The following is a 25,173-nucleotide window of genomic DNA, read 5'->3' as shown; positions in this document are numbered from 1 at the left end:
TCCCAAATACGCGCACGGTTCACCGATGAACAGGACGAGTCGCATCCATCACACTAGTGTGAGCCACTATGACCGAATCGCCGACGGACGACTCCACAACGGCCGTGCCCACCTCCCGGCCACAGCCGATGATCGCGATGAAGAACGTACAGAAGCACTTCGGTGATCTGCATGTGCTGCGTGACATCGATTTCGAGGTTCCGGCCGGACAGGTCGTCGTGGTCCTCGGCCCGTCGGGATCGGGCAAGTCAACTCTGTGCCGCACCATCAACCGCCTGGAACCGGTCGACAGCGGCGTGATCGAGGTCGAGGGCCGCACACTTCCCGACGAGGGCCGCGATCTGGCCCGGCTACGTGCCGACGTGGGGATGGTCTTCCAGTCCTTCAACCTCTTCGCCCACAAAACAATCCTGGAGAACGTGACCCTCGCTCCGATCAAGGTGCGTAAGAAGAACAAGGCTGACGCGAACAAGCGAGCACTCGAACTTCTCGAACGGGTCGGGATAGCAAGCCAGAAGGACAAATACCCGGCCCAGTTGTCGGGTGGTCAGCAGCAACGTGTGGCGATCGCCCGGTCGCTGGCCATGGACCCGAAGATCATGTTGTTCGACGAACCGACCTCGGCACTCGATCCCGAGATGGTCAACGAGGTTCTCGACGTCATGGTGTCGCTCGCCAAGGAGGGCATGACCATGCTCGTGGTGACCCACGAGATGGGTTTTGCCCGCAAAGCAGCCGATCGCGTCATCTTCATGGCCGACGGCGCGATCGTGGAGGATTCAGATCCCGAAAGCTTCTTCTCGCAACCGAAGTCCGAACGCGCACGAGATTTCCTTGGAAAGATCCTCGGTCACTGAGATGAACAGATCACCAGTGACATCACGCAGACGTGTACCGCGCACCTCCACCCTCGGCCTGTTCGCGGTAGTTGCTGCCCTCCTGGCCGCGACACTCGCGGGATGCGGCAGCTCTGAGCCGCGCAATCTCGTCGACTCGATACGCGAGGGCACCGTGGTGCTCGGAACAAAATACGATCAGCCCGGCCTCGGCATCCGAAACCCCGACAAATCCGTGACCGGGTTCGATCCGGCGGTTTCGACCTATGTGGTCAACAGCATCGCCGATTCCCTCGGGGTGGAGCACCCGGAGATCCAGTGGCGGGAGACGCCATCGGCACAGCGCGAGACGCTCATCAAGAACGGCGAGGTCGACATGATCGCGGCCACCTATTCGATCACCTCGTCGCGCGCGAACGAAGTCGATTTCGCCGGTCCGTACCTGATCAATTACCAGGGTCTACTGGTCCGCGATGACGACGATTCGATCACCACGCTGACCGACCTCAACAAGGGCAAGAAGCTGTGCTCGGTCACCGGCTCCACGTCCGCTCAGAACGTGAAGGCGCAGCTTCCATCGGTCCAGCTCCAGGAGTACGACTCCTATTCGAGTTGTGTGGAGGCGCTGCGGCGCGGCAAGGTCGACGCGTTGACCACCGACGAGGTCATTCTCGCCGGGTATGCCAACTTCTTTCCCGACGAATTCAAACTCGTCGACATGAACTATCCGCAGGACGCCTGCGTGAAGGACGCCCTCAAAACAGCGGGTACCCCGTTCTCCACCGAGTACTACGGAATCGGCCTCGCGAAGGACAGCCCGGAGGTCGTCACCGCGGTCAACGAGGCCCTGGACGAGATGATGCAGCCGGGTCCCGACGGCACGTCCCCGTGGGATGCGGCGCTGCGTGACGCCATCGGCGACGAAGAGGTCGACCGCATGATGGCCCGCGCCGAGGAGCCCGATTCGCAGTACACGTTCACGCCGACACCCGGGGACCTGGATTTCCTGGACTCGGAACCCACACCATGCCCACCGGGCCTGAGCTGACGAGGGAGGTGGAGCACCGACATGAGTGAACTCTGGGCGGATATGGGGCCACAACTGTGGCCGGCTTTCTGGGTGACGCTGAAACTCACGTTCTTCTCGGCGATCGGGGCGCTGATCTGGGGCACCCTGCTGGCTGCGATGCGGGTGTCGCCGGTTCCGGTGATGCGCGGGTTCGCCGACGTGTACGTCAACGTGGTGCGCAACACCCCGTTGACACTGATCGTGCTGTTCTGCTCGATCGGCCTCTATCAGAACCTCGGTCTCGCGCTGGCACCCGACAACGAGAACTTCATCGAGAACAACAACTTCTGGCTCGCGGTGTTGGCGTTCATCCTCTACACGGCGACCTTCGTGTGCGAGACCCTCCGGTCGGGCTTCAACACGGTGCCCCTCGGGCAGGCCGAGGCGGCACGTTCCCTGGGTCTCACCTTTCCTCAGGTCTTCGGGATCATCGTGCTGCCGCAGGCGATTCGGTCCGTCATCGGCCCGTTGGGCAGCGTTCTCATCGCGCTCACCAAAAACACCACGGTGGCCTCGGTGATCGGTGTCGCCGAGGCATCGCTGCTGATGAAGGAAGAGATCGAGACGTTTTCTGACCAGATCATCGCGGTGTTCGCGATCATCGCCATCGGTTTCATGATCATCACGCTGACGGAGGGATTCGTGTTCGGTTACGTCGCCAAGCGTCTGGCGGTGAAGCGATGAGCGCCAACGCCACCGTCCTCTACGACGCACCGGGCCCGAAGGCACGACGCCGCAACGCCATCATCGCCGTGGTGTTCATCGCCATCTTGGTGGCGGTCGCGGCCTACGTGATCTATGTTCTGGCCGGCAACGATCAGCTCACCGCGGACAAATGGAACCCGTTCATCAAGTCGACGACGTGGACCACGTACATCCTGCCGGGGTTGTGGGGCACTCTGAAAGCTGCCGCGCTGTCGATCGTGTTCGCGCTGATCTTCGGTGCGGTTCTCGGCATCGGGCGACTCTCCGACCACACCTGGGTACGCGCCGTCTCCGGACTGATCGTCGAAGTGTTCCGTGCGATCCCGGTGCTGATCCTGATGATCTTCGCGTACTACCTGTTCGCCGACTACGCGATCTTCCCGTCGTCACAACTGGCCTTCGCGGCGGTGGTCACCGGGCTGACGCTGTACAACGGCTCGGTGATCGCCGAGATCATTCGTTCGGGTATCAATTCGTTGCCGAAGGGTCAGACCGAGGCATCGCAGGCCCTGGGCTTGCGCAAGAGTCAGATGATGCGGGTGATTCTGCTGCCGCAGGCGGTGACCGCGATGCTGCCCGCCCTCATCTCGCAGATGGTGATCGCACTCAAGGACAGTGCGCTCGGTTATGCCATCGGCTATGTCGAGGTGGTCCGCTCGGGCATCCAATCCGCGTCGTACTACGGCAACTACCTCCCGGCGCTCGTCGTGGTGGCCATTGTGATGATCCTCATCAACTTCGGATTGTCGTCGTTCGCCACCTACCTCGAGGCGCGACTGCGTGGTGGGCGACGAAAGACCGCCGTGGCCGACCACGAGGAGGCCGACCAGGCCGCCGCCGAGAACATGCCAACCTTCGGCAAGAAGTAGCGCACCCGGATTCGATGTCGAGCCGATCGATCAGTCCGTCGAGGTGGTCACTGCATCCAGCGATTCGGTGACCACCTCGATGGCCAGGGACTGGGCATACCCACGGCGCATCAGCATGCCGACGAGCCGACGGAACACGGCGTCACGCGATGCCGGGTCTTCCTGAAGTCGATCGACCTGACTCGGCGTGAGCTTCTTGGCGATCAGGTCGGTGGCCGCCACACGCTCATCCTCGGGGTCGAGGTCGGCCAGGGCGGACTCCACGATGCCGGCGTCGATTCCCTTTGCTCGCAGTTCCTGTCGTAGCGCGACACGTCCGCGTGCCGAATGGGCATGCCGCGAACGCACCCACTCGGCGGCGAAATCCTCGTCGTCGATGAGGTGATGTTTGTCGAGCCGGGCCATCACCTCGTCGACGGTGTCGCTGTCGAAGCCTTTCCGCGCGAGCCGGTCGATCATCTCGTGGCGGGAACGAGCTCGGACCCCGAGAAGACGGAGTGCCGCATCCCAGGCGCTGGGTCCGGTTCGTTCCTCGGGGTCCGAAGTGGTGCTCATCGGTGGTATCCGAACGTCGGTGATATCAGAACTCCACCGGCGCCGGAGCGACGTCGTCGGCATCGACCACCGCGCCGATACCCAGCTTCTCCTTGATTTTCTTCTCGATCTCGTCGCGGATGTCGTCGTTCTCGATCAAGAACTTGCGCGCGTTCTCCTTGCCCTGACCGAGCTGATCGCCCTCGTAGGTGAACCACGATCCGGACTTGCGGATGAATCCCTCGGCCACACCCATGTCGATCAGCGAGCCCTCCTTGCTGATGCCGTGGCCGTAGAGGATGTCGAACTCGGCCTGTTTGAACGGCGGGGCAACCTTGTTCTTGACGATCTTCACTCGCGTCCGGTTACCCACCGCATCGGTGCCATCCTTCAGCGTCTCGATCCGTCGCACGTCGAGACGGACCGAGGAGTAGAACTTCAACGCCTTACCGCCGGTGGTGGTCTCCGGCGAGCCGAACATCACCCCGATCTTCTCGCGCAGCTGGTTGATGAAGATGGCCGTGGTCTTGGAGTTGCTCAGCGCTGAGGTCATCTTGCGTAGGGCCTGGCTCATCAATCGCGCCTGCAGACCCACGTGACTGTCACCCATCTCGCCCTCGATCTCCGCACGCGGCACCAGCGCGGCCACGGAGTCGATGACCAGGATGTCCAGCGCACCGGAGCGGATCAGCATGTCGGCGATCTCGAGAGCCTGCTCACCGGTGTCGGGCTGCGACACCAGCAGCGCGTCGGTGTCCACGCCGAGCTTGGCGGCGTAGTCGGGATCGAGCGCGTGCTCGGCGTCGATGAACGCCGCGATCCCGCCCTGCGCCTGGGCATTGGCGACCGCATGCAGCGCCACGGTCGTCTTGCCCGACGACTCCGGGCCGTAGACCTCGATGATCCGGCCACGCGGCAGACCGCCGATGCCGAGCGCCACGTCGAGCGAGATGGAGCCGGTGGGGATCACCTCGATCGGCTGGCGGGTCTCCTCGCCGAGTCGCATGACCGACCCCTTGCCGAAGCTCTTGTCGATCTGGGCGAGGGCCAGATCGAGTGCCTTCTCCCGATCCTGCGGTGCTGGTGCCATGAGATTCTCCTCCGAACTCTGACCGGTGGCCGGTCGTGGATGTGGTGGTCTGCTGAAGTTGCTGACGTGATGTGCACGCTAGCCACGGGGTCTGACAAGTTTGCTGAACAGGCCGGGGACGGCTGCTCTCGGTTCGTGGGTTGGCTCGTGTCCCGTGGTTATGACGCACCGGAGGCGAGCGCGGTTCCTTCTGGATTCAGAATGGACGAACATGTGTTCGATGGCAAGCGTGACACGCCTGCGATCACCAGCGGTGGCGCGGGACGTCGAAATCCCGGCAGATGGCCACCCATACGTCGCGCGGGTCGATCCCGTCGTCGATGGCCTGCGCCCCGGTCCGACCGCCGAAATCGATCAGCACGTGGTCGAGAAGGATCGAATCGGCCGACTGTGCGCCGAATTCCTCGGTCATCAGCTCGGTGAACTCGGTGAGACGCATCGCCGTCAGCCTACGCGAAGCCGATCACCCGTCCGATCGGGCAGCCATCCGACCCAGCAGCCACTCCACGATGCGGACCGGATCGACGACCTCCCGCGCCGAACCCGACGCCTGTGCGGCCGCGGCGGCGAATCCCGGATCGGACAGCACCTGCCGCACCGCGGCCGCCATCGACCCGACATCCAACGGCCGAACCAGCACACCACTGCCCTGCCGCCGGACACGATTGGCCAGTTCCCACTGATCCCCACCACCGGGCACCGTCACCACCGGCACGGCGGCCTTCAATGCCTTGGCCAACATCCCGTGTCCGCCACCGCAGATCGCCAAGGTCGCGTCGGTGAGCACCTCGTCCTGGCGGGCGGTGCCCACCGTCACCTGCGCTGTAGGTTCGACCCCGTCGGGGATCTGCAGCGCAGAGACCACCACCCGCACCGAAAGATCGGCGAGTTCGCCGGTCAGCGCCGCCAGAGACGTCGACACCATGTCCGCCGCACCGGTGACGGCGGTGGACGGCGCCACGAGCACCACGGGTCCGTCGCCCACGGGTCGATCGAAGACCACGTCGGTGGGTTCCCACAGCAATGGGCCGATCAGATGTGTGTCGGCGGGCCAATCCGGTCGCCACACCTCCAGGGCAGGAAGAGTGGCCACCAGACGTGCGATCGGTTCCCCGCTGGGGCCGGACAGTCCGATCGTCGCCCGCGACCGGGCTCGTTGCCGTTCACCCGACCGCACCGAACGCGCCGTGGCCGCACGCATGGCCGTGTCGCGCAGGCGACCCACCCGGCCCACGCCCGGTTCGAGACCGGCCCCGATCGGCGGGCGACCGGCCGACGCCCGGTACAGCGGGTGCGGCGACAACTCGATCCACGGAACACCCGCCAATTCGGCCGCCCACGCTCCGCCAACGGTGATCACATCGGAGATGACCAGGTCGACGCATGTGGTGGTGAGAATCGGCGCCAAGGCCGACGCTATCCGCGCTGCACGGTGGCTCAATTTGGCGCCGGCATCGGTGTCGTCGTCGGTGGGGAGTGCGGCCAGCCCGGGTAGTACCTCGACACGGACGTCCCGGGTCCCGGCGTCTGCGCACCACCGCGCACCGGTGTACACGACAGCCTCGATCCCCGCGGCGGTCAGCCGCTCGGCGAGTGCGAACGCCGGAAACGCATGCCCGGCATCAGGTCCCGCGACGATGGCGACTCGTGCCACAACCCTCCTCGGCGGGAACTCGGATTCGAACACCGACCGCACACGACGACGGCCCCCCACGTCGGTAGGAGGCCGTCGGTGCGGTCATGCTCAGATGTCCGTCTGTCAGTTGCCCGTTTGAGGGGGCTGTTCGGTGCCCGGCTGCGCGGTCGGCTGCGCCGGCGCGGCGGTTTCGGCCGATCCCGAGGACGGCAGCGCGCCGCCGGACATGCTGGCGCGGATCTGCTCGAGACGCGCATGGCCGGCCATCTGGACCCCGGCTTGTTCGACCTCGTGCATCCGCCCCTGCACCGAGTTGCGGGCGAGGTCGGCCTGGCCGAGTGCGTTGGCGTAGCGGCGTTCGATCTTGTCGCGGACCTGATCGAGGTTGGGTGTGTTACCCGGCACCGACAGTTCGCTCATCTGGTTGAGCGACGCACTGACCTGCTCCTGCATCTTCGCCTGTTCGAGCTGGCTGAGCAGCTTGGACCGCTCCGCCAGCTTCTGCTGCAGCATCATCGCATTGCGCTCGACGGCCTGTTTGGCCTGTTCAGCAGCCTGCAACGACTGATCGTGGAGCACCTTGAGATCCTCTACGCTCTGCTCCGCGGTGACGAGCTGCGCGGCGAAGGCCTCTGCGGCGTTGGTGTACTCCTGAGTCTTCTGCGTGTCACCGGCCGAGCTGGCCTGATCGGCCAGGGTCAGCGCCTGGCGCGTGTTGGCCTGCAGCTTCTCGATCTCCTCGAGCTGCCGGTTGAGTTTCATCTCCAGTTGTCGCTGGTTGCCGATCACGGAGGCGGCCTGTTGCGACAGCGCCTGATGCTGTCGTTGCGCATCCTCGATGGCCTGCTGGATCTGGACCTTCGGATCCGCGTTCTCGTCGATCTTCGCGTTGCCGAGTGCCATCAGATAGCGCCACAACTTCACGAACGGGTTCGCCATACTTGCGTCAACTCCATAGTCCGGTATTCGCCTGCGGTGTGTAACCAATCTAGCCGTTGTGGCCGACGCGGGGCGACGGGTCGGGTCGGTTCGACAACCGACCTCACGCCGCTGCCAGTGCCGCCTCGGTACGACCACCGGGGCCGGGGATGACGACCTTCGCATCGAGCACACCCATCTCGCCCGCAGCCACCGGGTCCGTGGAACCGACGAGGTGTTCGTCGCCGGCGGGCAGCATCGCGTGCCCCACGTCGAGCAGGAGTTCGGCGATCTCGACGTCGAGCGCATCACAGATGGAGGCCAGCAGTTCGCTCGACGCCTCCTTCTGACCTCGCTCGACCTCCGAGAGATACCCGAGGCTGACCCGGGCATCGGTGGACACCTCACGCAGGGTCCGGCCCTGCGCGGTGCGCACCCGGCGCAGGCTGTCTCCCAGCGCCTCACGCAGTAGCACTGCCATCGAGGTCCTCCTCACTGCTTACCGTCCGCGACTGCTCACCGGCCGTACTGCACATCGTGACGACTCTGCACATCATGACATCGGGTGGTTCGTGACGTCCGACGTGTCCATGACGTCGGATCGGTTCGACGCCCCGGGGTACATCACATCAACGCGTCGACCCCGCGGCGAGTTCCGCCGACCTCTCCGCCGTCCGTGCCACGACAGTAGTCGAAGTTCACCGCCGCTGCCGCACTGCGCACCGCGAGCCGATTGCGCCAGGGGCGAACACGCCGGGCGTGTCAGTCGGGCGTCCTCGCGCGCCCCTCATCGGTCCGACCGGCGAGCGAGCGTCGGCGCAGGACGAGCGCCTGCCACACGTAGTCACCGCCGGTGAAGACGGTGGCGATCACGGCGGTCCCCATGGTCACCGCGGCCGCCACATGCCACAGTCCGGCCAACGGCAACAGATACAGCCCGATGGCCACCGCCTGCAGCAACGTCTTGAGCTTCCCACCGCGACTGGCCGGGATGACGCCGTGGCGTAGAACCCAGAACCGCAGGGCGGTGACCCCGAGTTCACGGATGAGGATCACGATGGTGACCCACCACGACAGATCTCCGAGGATCGACAAGCCCACCAGTGCCGAACCGATGAGCGCCTTGTCCGCGATCGGGTCGGCCATCTTGCCGAAGTCGGTGACGAGACCGCGCTCGCGGGCCAGGCGGCCGTCATAACGATCGGTGATCGCGGCGATGCCGAAAATCACTGCGGCCGCGATGCGCCAACCGGTGTCGTGACCGCCGCCGAGAAACAACGCCACAATGAAGACCGGGACGAGAACGATCCGGAAGACGGTGAGCGCGTTGGCGATGTTGACGACCGGAACCGGGTCGACCGGGTCAGTGATGTGATCGGGACCGCGCCCGGCATTCGCGAGACCGCTCTCCTCGACTGCACGACGCACACGATCGGTCATGATGCCCGGATCCGTTGTGGTTGCGTCGGTTGTGGCCGCACGCTGACCCGACGATACTGCTCCCACACGATGCCAGCCTATCTGGCCGATGTCGCCGGTCCGTGCGCCCGGGTCACGTTCGCGACTACTCTGTGATGCCATGCCTCCTGTCGCCCCCGAGCCGGCGTCGTCGCCCGCGGACCCCACATCGTCGGAATCGAGTGCGGCGGGCCCGGACTCGGCCCGCGCGGTGGCCATCCGCCGGGCCCGTACCTCCGATGTCCCGCGGATCAAGGAACTCATCGATCAGTACGCCGGGCGGATCCTGCTCGAGAAGAACCTCGTCACGCTCTACGAGTCGGTCCAGGAGTTCTGGGTCGCCGACATCGACGGTGTGGTGGTCGGGTGCGGTGCACTGCATGTCCTGTGGGCCGACCTCGGCGAGGTGCGCACGGTCGCCGTCGACACCGGGTATGCCGGCCGCGGCATCGGCCACCGACTGGTCGCCCGGCTGATGGATGTCGCACGTGAACTGCAACTGTCGCGCGTGTTCGTGCTCACCTTCGAGACGTCCTTCTTCGCGCGGCACGGCTTCGCCGAGATCGACGGGACGCCGGTGACCCGGGAGGTGTTCGAGGAGATGTGCCGCTCCTACGACACCGGCGTCGCCGAGTTCCTGGACCTGAGCTATGTCAAGCCCAACACCCTGGGTAACACCCGCATGCTGGCCGCGCTCGACTGATCCGACCGCACCGATCCGACCGCACTGAACCAACAGGAGTCGACGATGACCATCTTCGCCGTGCACTACACCTACGAACCCGCCAAGGCTGCCCTCCGCGACGAACACCGGCCGCTGCACCGCGAATGGCTCGGTAAGGAGTTCCGCGCGGGCAACGTACTGGCCTGCGGCCCCTACCCGGACGGCTCCGGCGCGCTGATCCTCATCCAGGCCGCGTCGCTCGACGCCGCCGAGGCGTTCCTGGCCAACGACCCGTTCAACGCGCACCGGGCCGTCGACGGGATCCGAGTGGTGGAGTGGACCGAGGTGTTCGGTCCGTTCGGTTCCTGATACGTCAACGGCACCGGCGCCGCGTTGGGTCAGGTCTCCGAGGACTCCGACTGTTTCGGCTTCTTCGAACTCATCAGGCTTGCGACGGTGGTGATGACCAGCGTCAGCACGATGACCCCCAGCGACACCGGGGTGGTGATCTCGGGCACCGACACGTGCTCACCGCCGTTGATGAACGGCAGGGTGTTCTCGTGCAGGGCGTGCAGCACCAGCTTGACGCCGATGAACGCCAGGATGAACGAGAGTCCGTAGGACAGGTACACCAGCCGGTCGAGGAGCCCCCCGAGCAGGAAGTACAGCTGTCGCAGCCCCATCAGCGCGAATGCGTTTGCGGTGAACACCAGGTAGGGCTCCTGGGTTAGCCCATAGATAGCCGGGATGGAATCCAGGGCGAACAGGATGTCGGTGAAGCCTATGACGATGAGCACCATCAGCATCGGGGTGGCCATCCGCTTGCCGTTGACACGGGTGAACAACTTGTCGCGGTCGTAGTCGTCGGTGGTGCGCAGACGGCGCTTGACGAAGCGTTCCAGCCGGGTTTCGCGCTGCTCCTCGTGGTCGACCGGGTCGTCGCTTTCCCGGACGAGTTTGATCGCGGTGTAGATCAGGAACGCACCGAACAGGTAGAAGACCCATGCGTAGGCGTTGATGGCAGCAGCACCGACCGCGATGAACAGGCCGCGCAGGATGAGTGCCATCACGATGCCGAGCAGCAGCACCTTCTGCTGATACTCCTTGGGCACCGCGAACTTCGACATGATGATGACGAACACGAACAGGTTGTCGACCGACAACGCCTTCTCGGTCACATACCCGGCGAAATATTCGCCACCGTAGGTGCTTCCCCACTGCCACCACACGAAGAGACCGAACAGGATGGCGATGCCGATGTACACGGCCGACCACGAGCCCGATTCCTTCAGCGATGGGGCGTGTGGCACGCGGACGTGGGCGAAGAAGTCGAAGACGAAGAGTCCGGCGATCACCACACAGGTGACAATCCAGACGGTTGACGAAACATCCATGCGAGCGATCTCCTCCAGCGCGCAGCACAACGGTTGCGATGCCAGAGGTCTCTCCCGCCGGTACACCGGACGCCCACTACGTACGTGTGCGCTCCGCGAGCCGACCGACGAACCCGGGACGGTCCTGACGACGATGATCCGCATCGTCGGCGGGACGCGGCCGTATTGACGGGAACGCCGCGAGGTCGGGGATACTCCCCTCTTCGATCGTCGCCCAGCCTAGTACACCCACGCGTACGGTTGCATCCATGTCGCCTGCATCCGGGTCGGCCGGGACGCGTCCGGCGTCGGTGGCCGACATCCACACGACTGCCCGGGGCATGCCACATGTGACCGATGCCGGCACCCATGCCGACCGGCCCGTCTACCAGGTCGGCGGCAAGTCGTTCGTGTTCTTCCGCACTCCCCGCCCTGATGCGGTCGACCCGGTGACGGGCGAACGCTACGACGACGTGGTGGTCATCTGGGTCGCCTCGGAGGCCGACAAACTCGCGTTGGTGCAGCAGGATCGGTCACCGTTCTTCACCACGAACCATTTCAACGGACATCTGTCGGTGTTGTTGCGCACGTCAAGAGTTTCCGAGGTCACTCGGGACGAACTCACCGAGATCATCCAGGACGCCTGGCTGAGCCGGGCATCGGCGCGCCGGGCCGCCACGTGGCTGACCGAGCACGGTCTCGACTGACCGACGCCGAGCCCTCAGGCCTGTTCGCTGGAGTCCGCGCCGCCGGTGATCGAGGTGATCACCCCGGCCAAGTCCTCCGGCTTGACCAAGACCTCCCGTGCCTTCGAGCCCTCGCTGGGGCCGACAACGCCGCGGGTCTCCATCAGGTCCATCAACCGGCCCGCCTTGGCGAACCCGACGCGCAGTTTGCGTTGGAGCATCGAGGTGGAGCCGAACTGGCTCGACACCACCAGCTCGATCGCCTGTAGCAGATCATCGAGGTCGTTGCCGATGTCGCCGTCGATTTCCTTCTTGTCGCCGGCCTTCGCGGTGGTGACACCCTCGGTGTAGTCAGGGTCGCTCTGTTCGCGAGTGAAGTCGACGACCGCCTGAATCTCTTCGTCGGTGATGAACGCGCCCTGCATGCGGATCGGCTTGTTCGCCCCCATGGGCAGGAACAGCCCGTCACCCATGCCGATGAGTTTCTCCGCGCCCGGCTGATCGAGGATGACGCGTGAGTCGGTGAGCGACGAGGTGGCGAAGGCCAGCCGCGACGGCACGTTGGTCTTGATCAGTCCCGTCACCACGTCGACCGAAGGACGCTGGGTGGCCAGCACGAGGTGGATACCCGCGGCGCGCGCCTTCTGGGTGATGCGCACGATCGCATCCTCCACATCGCGGGGCGCGGTCATCATCAGGTCGGCGAGCTCGTCGACGATGGCCATGATGTACGGGTAGGGCTTGTAGACGCGTTCACTGCCCAGCGGAGTGGTGATCTCGCCCGAGCGCACCTTGGCGTTGAAGTCGTCGATGTGGCGCACCCGCGACGCCTTCATGTCCTGATAGCGCTGCTCCATCTCCTCCACCAGCCAGGCCAGCGCGGCGGCAGCCTTCTTCGGCTGGGTGATGATCGGCGTGATCAGGTGCGGAATCCCCTCGTACGGAGTCAATTCCACCATCTTCGGGTCGATCAGGATCATCCGCACGTCCTCGGGGGTGGCGCGGGTGAGCAACGAGACGAGCATCGAGTTGACGAAACTGGACTTACCCGAGCCGGTGGAACCGGCGACCAGCAGGTGCGGCATCTTCGCCAGGTTCGCGCTCACGAACTCACCTTCGATGTCCTTGCCGAGACCGATCACCAGCGGATGGGTGTCCTTGCGGGTCTTGGGCGCCTTGAGGACATCCGCCAGACGCACCATCTCCCGGTCGGTGTTGGGCACCTCGATACCGACCGCAGACTTGCCGGGAATCGGAGCCAGCAGACGCACGTTGTCGGTGGCGACGGCGTAGGCGATGTTGCGCTGCAGGGCGGTGATCTTCTCCACCTTGACGCCCGGCCCGAGCTCGACCTCGTAGCGGGTGACGGTGGGACCGCGGGTGTAGCCGGTGACCGCCGCGTCGATCTTGAACTGTTCGAGCACCCCACCGATCCGGTCGATCATGTCGTCGTTCGACCGGCCACCCTGTTTCGGGGGGTCACCATCGATGAGCAGCGACGACGGGGGCAGGTGGTATTCACCGTCGACGACCCGTTCGACGAGACCGCCGCCCGGCAGTTCGTCGGCTTCCGGCTCGGCCGGTACCGGAGCACTCGGGGTCGGCGCCGGCGTGCTCCGCTCGGCCTTCGCACGAGATCGTCCGCTCGTCGACACCGACGGTTCGGGACGACCGATCTGTTCGGTGACCTCGTCGTCGAGGGGAACGGTCGTCGCGGCGGCGAAGTCGGCGGCGTCGATTTCGGGATCAGCCGGTCGACGCCGTCGGCGACTGCGCGATGCCGGTTCGGCGTCGGGCGGATAGTTGTCATAGGGATCGGCGGAGTATCTTCCCCGGCCGTCGAGGACCTCGGTCGCCTCCGGGTCCCGGTTGTCCACCGGATCGGCGAACTCTGCGGCAGTGTCGACCTCGTCGTCCAGGTCATCCCACGGCGCGACATCATCCTCTAGCGCAAGGTCGCCGCCCAGACCCAGATATCCGACGACCCCGTCGGCGACCTCACGCACGGTCTTACCACTCAGGATCAGGCACCCGAACGCCACACACAGCACCAGAATCGGCACCGAGATCCACGCGGTGACGCCGTTGGTCAGCGGCGTGCCGACCGCGAAGCCCAAGAACCCACCGGCCGCCGAGCGACCCGGGAGGTCCTCGGGAGCACCTGCGACGAGGTGGATGAGTCCGAGGACGGGGAGCACGATCAGCAACCCCGCACCCAGGTAGCGCGCTCGCTCCGATGGGTTCGGCGGACGCCGCATCAGCATGATCGACACGGCGACCAGCGCCAGCGGCACCACGACCGACACCCCGCCGACGACGGCCCGGATCAACGCTTCGATGAACGCCCCGACCGGACCGGCCGCACCGAACCAGACGCTGGCGCCGACGAGCAACCCGGCGGCGAGCACCGCGAGTGCGGCGCCGTCGCGTCGGTGGGTGTGTCCGCTGAGATCACGCGCCGCGCCGGCCACCGGCCGTCGATGGGCCTGCGAGCGGCGACCGGATGTCTCGTCGACGATGGGCCCGTCGAGATCGAACCCGTCGTCGACGACGTCGTCGCCGGCATCGGAGACATCGTCATCGAGGAATCCATCGTCGGTCAGGTCGTCTTGCTCGTCACGACGTCCCGACTGCGTTCCCCCGCCGGCGCGGGCGATACTCCCCACCCCGCGCGCCATCAAAGACCACCCCGCCCCGAGACCTCGTCCCACCGCCGACGCACCGCTGGCCGCCACCGACCTCCGATGGATGTCGGCCGACGCGTCGGCCTGCCGCGACGCACCCGCGCGCTTCGATGTCCCAGTGGTGCGGGCATCAGACGGGCGCCGCGAGCTGCCGGAACGGACGGTGCCGGCGGTGGCGCGCGCCGGCGCGCGCCGTCCGCTGGTGCTACGCGCCGTGCGAGCGCCCGTCTTCGCACTTCCTGCGGTCGCCCGGGTCCTGCTCGTGGTCGACCTCGCGGTGGTCGCACCCGTCTTCGCTGCGCCCTTCTTCTGGGCACCGGCGGTTGCTTTCGAAGCCATGCGGACAGACTAGTCGCCAGACGCCTCGCCAGTCACATGGGCAACACTGGCAACGCGCTCGCGTGTCGGATTCGTAACCGATCGGTGTCGGCGGCCGGGTTCACAGCCCCCGTTTGGCCGCCTGCACCGCCGAAACCGCCTGCTCATCACCATCGAAGACCACGTTCACCGGTGCTCGACCGAAGGCGAAGAGCAGCAGTTCACCTGGGTTGCCCACGACGACGGCCTCGGGCCCGGTGCCTACGGTCACCACATCGCGGCTGTCGCGTGTTCGGAGGGTGACGCGAGCCGGGCAGCTCTTGAGGGTCATCCTGCTCATCGACTTGGCCGGTGCGATCAACGCCTCCTGCAACTCTGCGGAGATCTCGCGCGGTGTCCAGGTCTGATCGGGTCGGGCGGCACCGCGCAGGACGTCCTCGTGGTGGACGAACATCTCGGCCAGGTTGGCCCATCGGTCGACCACCTTGAGCGGCGAATAGAGCGGAGGTCCGGCGGCCAACTGGGCCAGCATGTCGTCCCACGAGCCTGCCGCTGCGGCGGCACGCACCTTCTCGGTGTGGCCCGCGAAGGCCGGGATCATGATGCCTGGTGCGGTGTCCGGGCGGCGCTCCCGGACGACCAGGTGGGCCAGCAGGTCCTTGGCCGTCCATCCGGCGCAGAGCGTGGGCGCATCGGGCCCGACCGACCGCATCGTATCGACCAGGGCAGCTCGTTCTTCTTGTGCGAAGGTCACCGGTTCACCCTAACGAACGCTCGGCGCCCGCACCCGAGCTCAGGAACCGACGGCGAGTACGGTCGGCACGATCATCGGTCGCCGGCGGTAGGTTTCGGCGACCCAGCGACCCACGGTGCGTCGAATGGTCTGGGCGATTCGATGGGCGTCGGTGATGCCTTCCGCGGCGAGCGCGTCGAGTGCCTGGTCGACGAGATCCGCGGCCGCCTTCAGGGCGTCCGGGTCGTCGGAGAAGCCACGCCCGGACACCTCCGGGGCGGACACCGCCCGGCCGGTGGTGGCATCGATCGCGATCGTGATCGAGATGAATCCGCCCTCACCCAGCACCAGACGTTCCGACAGCGTCGACTCGCCGACGTCGCCGACCGACAGGCCGTCGACATACACGTGCCCGACCGGCACGCGACCGGTGATCGCTGCGCGCCCGTCCACGAGGTCGACCACCACGCCGTCCTCGGCGAGCACCACCCGGTCCTCGGCCACACCGGTGGCGACCGCAAGCGCCGAATTGGCGCGCAGGTGCCGCCATTCACCGTGCACCGGCATGACATTCGACGGCCGGACTGCGTTGTACAGGTACAGCAACTCGCCCGCCGACGCGTGCCCGGACACATGGACCTTCGCGCTCTGCTGGGTGATCACGGTGGCGCCACGCTTGGCGAGCCCGTTGACCACGGCGAACACCGAGTTCTCGTTGCCCGGGATCAGCGACGACGCCAACACCACCAGATCGTCGGCCCGGATGTTGATCTGACGATGTTCGCCACGGGCCATCCGCGACAGCGCCGACAACGGTTCACCCTGCGAACCCGTCGAGATCAGCACCAGCCGGTGATCCGGCAGCGTGGCAGCGGTGTCGAGATCCACCAGGACGCCGTCGGGCACCGACAGGTAGCCGAGATCCTGGGCGATCTGCATGTTGCGCACCATCGATCGCCCGACGAAGCAGATCCGACGGTTGTGGGCGTGCGCGACGTCGACGATCTGCTGGATGCGGTGGACATGGCTGGCGAAGGACGCGACGATCACGCGCTGTCTGGCCCGACCGATCACCTGATCGAGGACACCGCCGATCTCGCGCTCCGGGGTGACGAATCCCGGCACCTCGGCGTTGGTCGAGTCCACGAGGAACAGGTCGACGCCTTCATCACCGAGCCTGCTGAAGCCGGCCAGATCGGTGAGGCGACCGTCGAGTGGCAACTGGTCGAGTTTGATGTCGCCGGTGTGGAGCGCAACGCCCGCGCCCGTGCGGATCGCCACGGCTATCGCGTCGGGGATGGAGTGGTTGACCGCGAAGTACTCACACTCGAAGGGACCGTGCGTGGTCCGCTCTCCCTCGGTGACCTGCACGAGCTTCGGCCGCAGGCGATGCTCACGACACTTGGCCGCCACCAGCGCCAGAGTGAACTTGGAACCGATGACGGGAATGTCACTGCGCAGCCGCAGCAGGAACGGCACGGCGCCGATGTGATCCTCGTGGCCATGGGTCAGGATGATCGCGTCGACGTCGTCCATCCGGTCTTCGATGTAGGTGAAGTCCGGCAGGATCAGGTCGACACCGGGTTGTGCGTCCTCGGGGAACAACACACCACAGTCGACGATCAACAGCCGACCGTCGTACTCGAACACCGTCATGTTGCGGCCGATCTCGCCGATCCCGCCCAGCGCGACTATCCGCAATCCGTGGCGGGGCGCCCGCGGCGGTGTGCCGAGACTGTCGACGGCCGGCACCGCAGCCGGCTGTGGTTTCTGCTGGCCGCGAGTTCGGTTGTCGGCGCGGCGATCCCGACGCTCGTGGCGGCCGCCACCACTCCGCGACGCTCCGGTCTGTGGTCGTTGTGTCTGCCCAGCAGCGTGTTTCGGCTCGGTGCCGGTGGTTTCTGGGCTGGTGGCCTCTGGGCTGGGCGTCGGCGGATCGACGGGCGCGGCCGGGGGCCCGGCCTGGCGACGTGCGGATCGTCGACGACGGGTGGGTTCGGTCATCGGTCGAGAACACCTGCCGCCCGCAGGTCCGCGATCAACGCTTCGATCTGTGGGCCACCGGCCGGAACCTGCGGCAGTCGTGGCGCCCCGACATCGAGTCCCAAGAGCTGTAGTGATGCCTTGACCATCGTCACCCCACCGAGCCGGCCCATGGCGTTGACCAGCGGCAGCATCGAGGTGTTGATTTCGCGTGCGGTGCGCACGTCGCCCTTGTCGAAGGCGATCTGCATCTCGCGCAGACGATCAGCCACGAGGTGGCCGATAACACTGACGAAACCGGTGGCCCCGACCGACAACCACGGCAGATTGAGCGCATCCTCTCCCGACAGGTACTCGAGATCTGTGGAGGCGATGATGCCGGCCGCCGAGTGCAGGTCACCCTTCGCGTCCTTGACGGCTTTGATCCGCGGGTGCTCGGCGAGGGCGAGCATCGTCTCGTTGGCTATGGGCACCACCGACCGCGGCGGGATGTCGTAGAGCAACACCGGCAGGTCCGTGGAATCGGCGATGGTCCGGAAGTGCGCCAGCAACCCGGCCTGCGGAGGCTTCGAGTAGTAGGGCGTCACGACGAGCAACCCATGCGCGCCCACCTTCTCCGCCTCGACGGAGAAGCGGACACTCTCGGCGGTGTCGTAGCTTCCGGCTCCCTGGGTGATCCGAGCGCGGTCACCAACCGCATCGAGCACCACACGCAGCAGTTCGAGCTTCTCGGGCACCGTGGTGGTGGGCGACTCACCGGTCGTGCCGGAGACAATCAGTCCGTCACACCCCTTGGAGACCAGGTGATCCGCGAGTTCCGCAGCCTTGTCCAGATCCAGCGCACCGTCGGGGGTGAACGGGGTCACCATCGCCACGGCGATGGTCCCGAACGGGTGGTCCTGCGGCTGGTCTGCGCCTGCGTTCATGGTGCTCAAGGCTACCTTCTCTCCAGGGCGCATTCGCGTGTGGGCGCACTGTGTCGCGACGGGTCGACCCGCGGATGCCAACGGCGAGGTCACGCCCCTCCATCACCCGCGGGTCGGGCGCTGTCACCAGGTGCTCTGGGTCGCGGTTCAGGTCGCCGGGCGGGGCGTCGGGACCGCGTCCGGGATCTCGAGGATTCGGCCACCGTGGGTCAGTACGAACAGGCTGTGCGGCGCGAACCGGGTGCCGTTCTTTCCGACGACGAGTCCGGCCGGCAATAGTTCATCGGCCATCAGCACGCAGGCCGATTCGCCGTCGGCCGAGATCCGCCACACCTGCCCCGCACCCCATGCGGCCACATACAGGTTCCCGGCGCCATCGCGCTTGACGTCGTCGAGGTGTGCCAGTGCCAGACTCGCCGGTGGACGCCAGTAGACCCGCCCGCGACCGGTCGTCGTGTCGATGGCGATGACCTTGGCGTCGAGGGTGAAGGTCTCGGTGACATACAGCGTCTTTCCGTCGGCGCTCACGGTCCCGCCATTGGTACCGCTGCTCTGATAGAAGCCCTTGATGACGTGTCCGTTGGGCAGGATCTTGTCGAGCGATGCCGCGAGGTCGTTCGAGGCGTAGATGCTCCCGTCCGGTCCCCTGGTCAGTCCGTTGCCCTGCGAGACCAGCTGCCGCGCGTAGGCGTGGAAACTCCCGTCGTCTGGGTTCATGCTCAGCAACTGTCCGCTGGGAATGAACTGGCTCAACGGTGCAAGTGTGGTGACGCCGTTGCCGACCACCATCAGGCCGTCGTCGTTGTTCACCACCCCGAGCGGGAACAGCAGAAACGGATTGATCACGTGGGTGCGCCCAGGCGTGTCCATCCGATGCACGTTGGAACCGAGCCAGTTCGAAACGACAGGGCGACCCTCGTCGTCGAAATCACCGCCCTCGAAGGTCGCCAGATCGGTGGTCAGGACCTGTGGTGGTCCCGCGTTCGGGCACGACGGCATCGAGGCGGCCTGATGCGTCGCCGCAGTCGGTGCCGTGGTGGCGTTTGCCGCGACACCTGTCGCGGCGACCGCCGCCACGCATCCGGCTGTGAGCGAAACCGCCAGGCGATGTATCGCCTGGCGGACGCGCCGCGTGCCGGTCGAATGAATTCGTGCGGTCGAATGGATCCCTGACGTGAACACGGCTGAGTTCCTCCCCCTGGGTACTGCCGCATGAGCGATGAATGCGCCGCTCTCCGGCGGCGCCCACCGATTTGATGCCCGGGATCGGTCTCTCACTCGAACTCGACGGCACATCCGGACGACAGTCGAGTGAACGATCCGTCACCGGAATGTGGCCGGCCACACAATGGCCCCGCGATGTGGTAGGCGGTCAACCCTCGAGCACGAACGGAGAGGTGGCGACCTCGGTGCCATCGCGGAGGGTGCTGATCTCGAAGTCACCGAAAACTGTCGGCGCCACCCGCATCAGGTGGCGCAGGCACTCCACGGCGAGCTGCCGGATCTCGACATCGGCGTGCTCGGTGGCGCGCATACCGACGAAATGCCGCCATGCCCGATAATTGCCGGTCACCACGATCTTGGTCTCGGTGGCGTTCGGCAACACCGACCGCGCTGCTTGTCGTGCCTGTTTGCGGCGCAGGATCGCATTGGGCACATCGGCGAATTTGGCTTCCAATGCGTCGAGCAATTCGCTGTAGGCCTTGCGCGAGGCGTCGGTGGCCTCGGTGAAGAGCGCCTCGAGTTCGGTGTCACCACGAATTGCCGGGGGCGCCACCACGTTGGCGTCGTGTTCGGGCACGAACCGCTGCGACAGCTGCGAGTAGGAGAAATGCCGATGGCGGATCAGTTCGTGGGTGCACGAGCGGGAGATCCCGGTGATGTAGAAGGTGACCGACGCGTGTTCGAGCAGCGAAGTGTGGCCGACTTCGAGGATGTGGCGCAGATATCCCGCGTTGGTGGCGGTCCGGGGGTTCGGTTTGTCCCAACTCTGGTAGCACGCGCGGCCGGAGAACTCGACCAGCGCTTCCCCACCCTCGGCGTCGGTGGTCCAGTCGACGTCCGGCGGCGGGGTGAACTCGGTCGCAGCCACCATCTGAACCTTCAGCGGCACCAACTCGGACACGTCTGCTCCTCACCACGTCTGCACGATCCGCACCCTGAGGGGACGGGGCGTCGATTGTCCCCCAGTATCGGGCGTCGGGCAGCGCAGTTCGCCACCGGGTCCGGACGAGATCGTCGCCGGGCGGAGTTCACCACGTCACATTCCACCGAACGGCCAGGTGAACGTTCGGCGACGAGGTGGCAAAACACCCAGCAGGTCAGATGACCCGTTGTCCCGATCGCTCGCTACCGCCGAGCAACATGGCGCATGATGTTCGGCGATGTGTCAGTAGCGCCTGATCCGGCCCCGCCGGAAGTGGCGCCCGATGTGGGGGAATCATGTCCGTTCAGTCATCCAGTCAGAATCATGAGCGGGCCGCCACCTCGCGCCGGGCCCTCCTCCGGACCAGTGCCGTGGTCACCGGGGCTGCGGCACTTCCGGTCGTGGCCGGCAGAGCGACTGCGGCCCCGGCATCTACTGCGGTCTTCGCACATGGGGTCGCTTCCGGGGACCCGCTGCCCGATGGGGTCATCCTCTGGACCAGGGTGACCCCGACCCCCGCAGCGCGACCGGGTTCGGGCCTCGGTCCGGCCACCGGGGTCACGTGGGAGGTCGCGCGCGACGACTCGTTCGCCACGGTCGTCGCCTCTGGCACCGTCACCACGGCGGCGGGCACCGACCACACCGTGAAGGTCGACGTCGCCGGCTTGGCCGCGAACACCCGATACACCTACCGATTCCGAGTGACGTCCGGCCCGGCAACCGGAGCGATGTCCCCCGTGGGATACACCCGGACCGCGCCCGCGCCCAACGCCGACGTGAGCCGCGTCCGGTTCGGCGTGGTCTCGTGTTCCAACTGGGAAGCAGGCTATTTCGGGGCGTACCGTCATCTCCGCGCTCATCGCGACCTCACCGCGGTCGTGCACCTCGGCGACTACTTCTACGAATACGAGAGCGACGGATACACCGGCAAGTCCGGAGTGGTGCGCGCCACCTCCCCCACCAACGAGACCGTGACCCTACGCGATTATCGGATGCGGCACGCGCAGTACAAGACCGACCCGGATCTCGCCGAGCTACATCGCCGTGTGCCGTGGATCTGCACCTGGGACGATCACGAGTCCGCCAACGACTCTTGGAAGGGTGGCGCCGAGAACCACGACGCGAGCGAGGGCCCCTGGGGGACACGGAAAGCGGCGTCGGAGAAGGCGTACTACGAGTGGATGCCGGTGCGCCCCGCCGCCGGACCGAACGGCCGGCACCTTTACCGGCGCCTCGGCTTCGGTCGCCTGTTGGAACTGTCGATGCTCGACCTGCGCACCTACCGCGATGAGCAGGTCTCTGCCACGTCGCGGCGTGTCGACGACCCGTCCCGCAGCATCACCGGGGCCGCCCAGATGGGTTGGCTGACGGAGGGTTTGACCTCGTCGACGACGCGATGGCGAATCGTCGGCAACCCGGTGATGATCTCGCCGGTGCTGGTTCCGCCGCTCGACGAACGAAACGCCGCCGCCCTCACTGAGGTGCTCGGGCTGCCCAGGCAGGGCGTCCCCTACAACGCCGATCAATGGGACGGCTACACCGCCGACCGCACCCGGCTGCTCGACGCCATCCGGACCAACAACGTAGACAACGTGGTGTTCATCACCGGTGACATCCATTCATCCTGGGCCTGCGACATCCCGGCCGACCCCGCTCGCTATCCGGCCGCCGGTACCGTCGCCACCGAATTGGTGGTGCCGTCGGTGACCTCGTCGAACGTCGACGACATTCTCGGGGTCCCCGAGCACACCGTGGGCAATGCGGTCCCCGCCGCGATCATGACCGCCAACCGACATGTGCGCTGGAACGACTTCGACGCGCACGGCTACGCGGTGCTCACCGTCACGCCGGCCGCCGCCCAGATGGACTGGTATTTCGTCAACGACAAGACCGATCCGCAGACGGGCCGGTACCACGCGCGGTCGTTTCGGGTGGCCCCGGGAAGCCAACGCGTCCAGTCGGTTTCGCAGCCACAGGACTGACCGACAGCACGTCGCCCTGCTCCTGCTCGACCTCAGCGAACAACGCTGTCGATACTGCTGTCGAGTAGCTCCGCAATCCTCGAGAATGCCGCAGCCGACGGGTGCATCTCGTCCTGCCAGTCAGAACGGTAGTCGTCCGCGCTGTTCGCAAGCACCGGGCGCACATCGACGTAGTGCAACACCGGGACGCTCCGCGCCAGCTGCGCGAGCACCGCGTTGTAGTGACCGATGACCTGGGAGACGATTAGTGTCATCGCTTCGATGTCCCGGTCGCGATCGAGCCCCTTCCGCTCGAATGCGGGCGCCAGCCACGGGCCGGGAAGCAGCCCGATACCCTTGAACGCCCTTCCTGTCGGCCGCGCATTGCCATAACCATGAATGAAGATCGGGATGTCGTCCCGTCTGAAGTAGCGCTGCGAGAACTCCTGAATGCTGCCTGTCAACGAGAGCACGGCGTTCCGAATGCGCACCCCCAGCACATGATCCATGACCTCGGTCGCGGCGCGGGCACCGCCGGGGGAACGCGCATGCTCCAACAGCATTGCGAACTCCGGGCCAGCGATATCGTTTCCGCCGCCCGAGATCAGGAACGCTGTCGGCCCCGGCCTCACATCCGAATCCCCGGGACCGTCGATACCAAGTCCTGAACTCCGCGCCAGCCGCTCACACTCTCGCCGTAACCCCTCGAGTTGCCAGGCTTCGAATGCCATGGCCTCGACATCGTGCCCGAAGCGGGCCACTGACCTGACGTCCCAGTTCATCTCACGCAGGCAGCGCACTACATCCGCACCGGGGTAGTCGAACCACGAATCCCCCTCCGCGATCAGGGTGCCCTTCGGTTCCTCGTGAAGAGCCGCCTTCACGTTGAGTTCCGGCGGATGGAGCAAATCCTGAGCCAACCGTCGCCCGTGTGCCAGGTAGGGTTCGATCGCCTCAGGCGGCAACGCATCCGACTGTGACATGGCGCTCCCATCGTCTTTCGATGGATTCTCGCCCGGGCGGCAGCCTGCGATTCGTGGAATTCAGGGTTATTAGATCGTTCAGCCGACGATCGCCGACAGCTTTTCATGGGTGTCGCGCCACCCGTCCACGGCGATCGAGGTGATACCGAGATCCTGGACCGGCCGATCGTTGCCGCCCTCGTCCAGGCGATCGCCGAAGAAGAGGATGTCGTCGATGCCCAGCTCCAGGATGTCCATGAGTTTGCGAGCGCCGTAGGCCTTGTCGATGCCTTTCTTGGTGACATCGACCGATGTTGAACCGCCGCTACGCACCTCGAGGTCGGGCAGCCGCTGCGCTGCGTAGGCGCGCAGCGACTCCTTCTTCGCACCGTCGGGATCCCAGGCGGCCTTCGCGTCGACCGGCGCGGTCTGTCCGAGTGCGCTGAAAGTTATCTGGCTACCGCGGTCCTCCAGGATCGGGCCCCAGGTCTCGGTCTCCCACAGACCGAGTTCTTGCGCCCCGGTTTCGAGGACATTGAGGGTGCGCTGCTTCTCGTCGTCGGTGAGGTACTCCGCGTAGACCGTCTCCCACCCGGCGCCCGACCAGCGGACGTACTGGGTTCCGCAGGTGGGCATCAGGTGTAGGTTGCCGGCTCCCGCAAACTCCCCGAGCCGCGCGATCACCTGCTTTTCGAACTGCGTGAACCGCCCACCGGAGATGACACAGCCCATGGTGTCGTCGAGCATCCGGGCCAGCACGGCGGCCATCTCATCTGGCAGCGGACTCTTGGACGGCGCCAGGGTGTCGTCGAGGTCGAACATGACCAGCGAATAGTCCTTGCCCTGGTACGAAACCGTCATCGTCTGCCTTTCCGGTCGCCGACGCCAGTCGGCACGAACGTGTCGACAGCAGCATGTCATTGTCCGGCCGGCCACGCACGAACGGGTGGACCGAGATCACCTCACATCGGCCGCATCCGGCGCCACCACTGCCGACCTCGCAGTCGCTTCGAGCAGCGCGAGTGCCGACTCGGTGTCCACTCGCGCGAGCACGTTCGCCGCGATCACCGCCCCCGCCACCGATCGAGCGCGTGCCTCGACAACACGCTCAGGCGCCGACGAATCCGCTGCGCGGGCCCCGGCCAACACCGCATCGAGCAGTTCACGGTGGTACGCGGCGATCACTTCGCGCACGGCCGAGTCGTCACCCAGCGACGTCGCCGCCGTCCCCAATAGCAGGCATCCGGTCGGTTCGTCGGAGTCGGCGCGCTGTTCGATCGCCACACCGAGGTCGCGGAGGTAGTCCTGGAGCGCATGCGGCGACACCCGGTCGCCGGTGAGACCACGCAGGCGCGGCCGGACGACGGTATCGAGGTAATCGAGAACTGCGGCGTCGAACAAGCCCCGCATGCTGCCGAACGCATGGTAGACGCTCGACCGCGACAGCCCCGTCGCGCGTTCGACATCGGTCACCGAGACCTTGTCGAAACCGTTTCGCCAGAACAGATTCCGCGCTCGGGAGATCACGTTTGCGGCGTCATAGCCCGGGTGGCGACCCATACCCACTCCCTCGCTCGGTTGTCGTTTCGGCGACTCGATCTCTATTCTGGACCGAGCAGTTC

General features: G+C 65.9%; 25 protein-coding genes. 8 read left to right on the top strand and 17 right to left on the bottom strand.

The window, feature by feature from the left end; all coding sequences use genetic code 11:
• Nucleotides 1–128: 128 nt before the first annotated feature.
• The 4 genes from ACIGKQ_RS05065 to ACIGKQ_RS05050 are packed head-to-tail and all read left to right on the top strand — an operon-like array spanning nucleotide 129 to nucleotide 3,479.
• Nucleotides 129–857: an amino acid ABC transporter ATP-binding protein gene (locus ACIGKQ_RS05065; protein ID WP_235722381.1), complete on the top strand. Its 729-nt coding sequence runs from the start codon at nucleotides 129–131 to the stop codon at nucleotides 855–857.
• 1 nt (nucleotide 858) lies between these two features.
• A complete protein-coding gene (locus tag ACIGKQ_RS05060; protein WP_235722182.1) occupies nucleotides 859–1,884 on the top strand; it encodes a glutamate ABC transporter substrate-binding protein in 1,026 nt (341 codons plus the stop codon).
• A gap of 21 nt (nucleotides 1,885–1,905) precedes the next feature.
• Nucleotides 1,906–2,589: an amino acid ABC transporter permease gene (locus ACIGKQ_RS05055; RefSeq protein ID WP_396572571.1), complete on the top strand. Its 684-nt coding sequence runs from the start codon at nucleotides 1,906–1,908 to the stop codon at nucleotides 2,587–2,589.
• Entirely contained in the window at nucleotides 2,586–3,479 is an 894-nt protein-coding gene (locus ACIGKQ_RS05050; protein ID WP_266062582.1) for an amino acid ABC transporter permease, read from the top strand. The genes ACIGKQ_RS05055 and ACIGKQ_RS05050 overlap by 4 nt, the downstream gene beginning before the upstream one ends.
• A gap of 30 nt (nucleotides 3,480–3,509) precedes the next feature.
• Here the strand turns inward: ACIGKQ_RS05050 and ACIGKQ_RS05045 are convergent, their stop codons facing one another.
• The 7 genes from ACIGKQ_RS05045 to pgsA all read right to left on the bottom strand — a co-directional run bounded on the left by ACIGKQ_RS05045 (nucleotide 3,510) and on the right by pgsA (nucleotide 9,097).
• Nucleotides 3,510–4,034 (bottom strand): regulatory protein RecX, encoded by a 525-nt coding sequence (locus ACIGKQ_RS05045; protein WP_235722185.1) that lies wholly within the window; start codon nucleotides 4,032–4,034, stop codon nucleotides 3,510–3,512.
• Nucleotides 4,035–4,059: 25 nt separating this feature from the next.
• Entirely contained in the window at nucleotides 4,060–5,103 is a 1,044-nt protein-coding gene (gene recA, locus ACIGKQ_RS05040; RefSeq protein ID WP_235722186.1) for a recombinase RecA, read from the bottom strand.
• A 244-nt stretch (nucleotides 5,104–5,347) separates the two neighbouring features.
• Entirely contained in the window at nucleotides 5,348–5,542 is a 195-nt protein-coding gene (locus tag ACIGKQ_RS05035) for a DUF3046 domain-containing protein (RefSeq protein ID WP_235722187.1), read from the bottom strand.
• A gap of 24 nt (nucleotides 5,543–5,566) precedes the next feature.
• Entirely contained in the window at nucleotides 5,567–6,757 is a 1,191-nt protein-coding gene (locus tag ACIGKQ_RS05030; RefSeq protein WP_396572568.1) for a glycosyltransferase, read from the bottom strand.
• 105 nt (nucleotides 6,758–6,862) lie between these two features.
• Complete coding sequence (locus ACIGKQ_RS05025) at nucleotides 6,863–7,678, bottom strand: PspA/IM30 family protein (RefSeq protein ID WP_235722189.1); 816 nt, start codon at nucleotides 7,676–7,678, stop codon at nucleotides 6,863–6,865.
• Between the two features lie 103 nt (nucleotides 7,679–7,781).
• Nucleotides 7,782–8,138, bottom strand: a complete 357-nt coding sequence (locus ACIGKQ_RS05020) for a helix-turn-helix domain-containing protein (protein ID WP_235722190.1) — start codon at nucleotides 8,136–8,138, stop codon at nucleotides 7,782–7,784.
• Between the two features lie 281 nt (nucleotides 8,139–8,419).
• Nucleotides 8,420–9,097 (bottom strand): CDP-diacylglycerol--glycerol-3-phosphate 3-phosphatidyltransferase, encoded by a 678-nt coding sequence (pgsA, locus tag ACIGKQ_RS05015; protein ID WP_235722191.1) that lies wholly within the window; start codon nucleotides 9,095–9,097, stop codon nucleotides 8,420–8,422.
• Between the two features lie 139 nt (nucleotides 9,098–9,236).
• On the opposite strand from pgsA, the gene ACIGKQ_RS05010 reads away from it, so the two are divergent.
• Nucleotides 9,237–9,818 (top strand): amino-acid N-acetyltransferase, encoded by a 582-nt coding sequence (locus tag ACIGKQ_RS05010; protein WP_235722192.1) that lies wholly within the window; start codon nucleotides 9,237–9,239, stop codon nucleotides 9,816–9,818.
• 45 nt (nucleotides 9,819–9,863) lie between these two features.
• On the top strand, nucleotides 9,864–10,148 hold the full coding sequence (locus ACIGKQ_RS05005; protein ID WP_396572566.1) for a YciI family protein: 285 nt from the start codon (nucleotides 9,864–9,866) through the stop codon (nucleotides 10,146–10,148).
• Between the two features lie 29 nt (nucleotides 10,149–10,177).
• On the opposite strand, the gene ACIGKQ_RS05000 is transcribed toward ACIGKQ_RS05005, so the two are convergent.
• Complete coding sequence (locus ACIGKQ_RS05000; protein WP_235722194.1) at nucleotides 10,178–11,173, bottom strand: TerC family protein; 996 nt, start codon at nucleotides 11,171–11,173, stop codon at nucleotides 10,178–10,180.
• A gap of 248 nt (nucleotides 11,174–11,421) precedes the next feature.
• Here ACIGKQ_RS05000 and ACIGKQ_RS04995 point away from each other — a divergent pair, with 248 nt between their 5' ends.
• Nucleotides 11,422–11,859: an MmcQ/YjbR family DNA-binding protein gene (locus tag ACIGKQ_RS04995; RefSeq protein WP_287016037.1), complete on the top strand. Its 438-nt coding sequence runs from the start codon at nucleotides 11,422–11,424 to the stop codon at nucleotides 11,857–11,859.
• Nucleotides 11,860–11,873: 14 nt separating this feature from the next.
• Here ACIGKQ_RS04995 and ACIGKQ_RS04990 read toward each other — a convergent pair whose 3' ends face one another.
• The 6 genes from ACIGKQ_RS04990 to thyX all read right to left on the bottom strand — a co-directional run bounded on the left by ACIGKQ_RS04990 (nucleotide 11,874) and on the right by thyX (nucleotide 20,607).
• On the bottom strand, nucleotides 11,874–14,861 hold the full coding sequence (locus tag ACIGKQ_RS04990) for a DNA translocase FtsK (RefSeq protein WP_396572564.1): 2,988 nt from the start codon (nucleotides 14,859–14,861) through the stop codon (nucleotides 11,874–11,876).
• A 100-nt stretch (nucleotides 14,862–14,961) separates the two neighbouring features.
• Nucleotides 14,962–15,594, bottom strand: a complete 633-nt coding sequence (locus ACIGKQ_RS04985) for a TIGR03085 family metal-binding protein (protein WP_235722197.1) — start codon at nucleotides 15,592–15,594, stop codon at nucleotides 14,962–14,964.
• A gap of 39 nt (nucleotides 15,595–15,633) precedes the next feature.
• Nucleotides 15,634–17,577, bottom strand: a complete 1,944-nt coding sequence (locus tag ACIGKQ_RS04980; RefSeq protein ID WP_235722198.1) for an RNase J family beta-CASP ribonuclease — start codon at nucleotides 17,575–17,577, stop codon at nucleotides 15,634–15,636.
• The gene (dapA, locus tag ACIGKQ_RS04975) at nucleotides 17,574–18,482 is read right to left on the bottom strand and encodes a 4-hydroxy-tetrahydrodipicolinate synthase (RefSeq protein ID WP_235722199.1); all 909 of its coding nucleotides are present in this window, start codon (nucleotides 18,480–18,482) and stop codon (nucleotides 17,574–17,576) included. Before dapA ends, ACIGKQ_RS04980 begins: the two co-directional genes overlap by 4 nt.
• A gap of 147 nt (nucleotides 18,483–18,629) precedes the next feature.
• The gene (locus ACIGKQ_RS04970; RefSeq protein ID WP_396572561.1) at nucleotides 18,630–19,664 is read right to left on the bottom strand and encodes an SMP-30/gluconolactonase/LRE family protein; all 1,035 of its coding nucleotides are present in this window, start codon (nucleotides 19,662–19,664) and stop codon (nucleotides 18,630–18,632) included.
• Between the two features lie 190 nt (nucleotides 19,665–19,854).
• Entirely contained in the window at nucleotides 19,855–20,607 is a 753-nt protein-coding gene (gene thyX / locus ACIGKQ_RS04965; protein WP_235722201.1) for an FAD-dependent thymidylate synthase, read from the bottom strand.
• Nucleotides 20,608–20,924: 317 nt separating this feature from the next.
• Between thyX and ACIGKQ_RS04960 the strand changes: the two genes are divergently transcribed.
• A complete protein-coding gene (locus tag ACIGKQ_RS04960; RefSeq protein WP_396572559.1) occupies nucleotides 20,925–22,610 on the top strand; it encodes an alkaline phosphatase D family protein in 1,686 nt (561 codons plus the stop codon).
• 32 nt (nucleotides 22,611–22,642) lie between these two features.
• On the opposite strand, the gene ACIGKQ_RS04955 is transcribed toward ACIGKQ_RS04960, so the two are convergent.
• The 3 genes from ACIGKQ_RS04955 to ACIGKQ_RS04945 form a co-directional block, all read right to left on the bottom strand.
• Nucleotides 22,643–23,572 (bottom strand): hypothetical protein, encoded by a 930-nt coding sequence (locus ACIGKQ_RS04955; protein WP_235722203.1) that lies wholly within the window; start codon nucleotides 23,570–23,572, stop codon nucleotides 22,643–22,645.
• A 78-nt stretch (nucleotides 23,573–23,650) separates the two neighbouring features.
• Entirely contained in the window at nucleotides 23,651–24,412 is a 762-nt protein-coding gene (locus ACIGKQ_RS04950; RefSeq protein ID WP_235722204.1) for an HAD-IIB family hydrolase, read from the bottom strand.
• A 96-nt stretch (nucleotides 24,413–24,508) separates the two neighbouring features.
• Nucleotides 24,509–25,111: a TetR/AcrR family transcriptional regulator gene (locus ACIGKQ_RS04945; protein WP_235722205.1), complete on the bottom strand. Its 603-nt coding sequence runs from the start codon at nucleotides 25,109–25,111 to the stop codon at nucleotides 24,509–24,511.
• Between the last annotated feature and the right edge of the window lie 62 nt (nucleotides 25,112–25,173).

The sequence above is a fragment of the Gordonia sp. NPDC062954 genome, from assembly GCF_044543825.1.
GTDB lineage: Bacteria > Actinomycetota > Actinomycetes > Mycobacteriales > Mycobacteriaceae > Gordonia > Gordonia tangerina.
The sequence above is the reverse complement of the archived record's forward strand: the minus strand, read 5'-3'. Positions and strand labels throughout refer to the sequence as shown.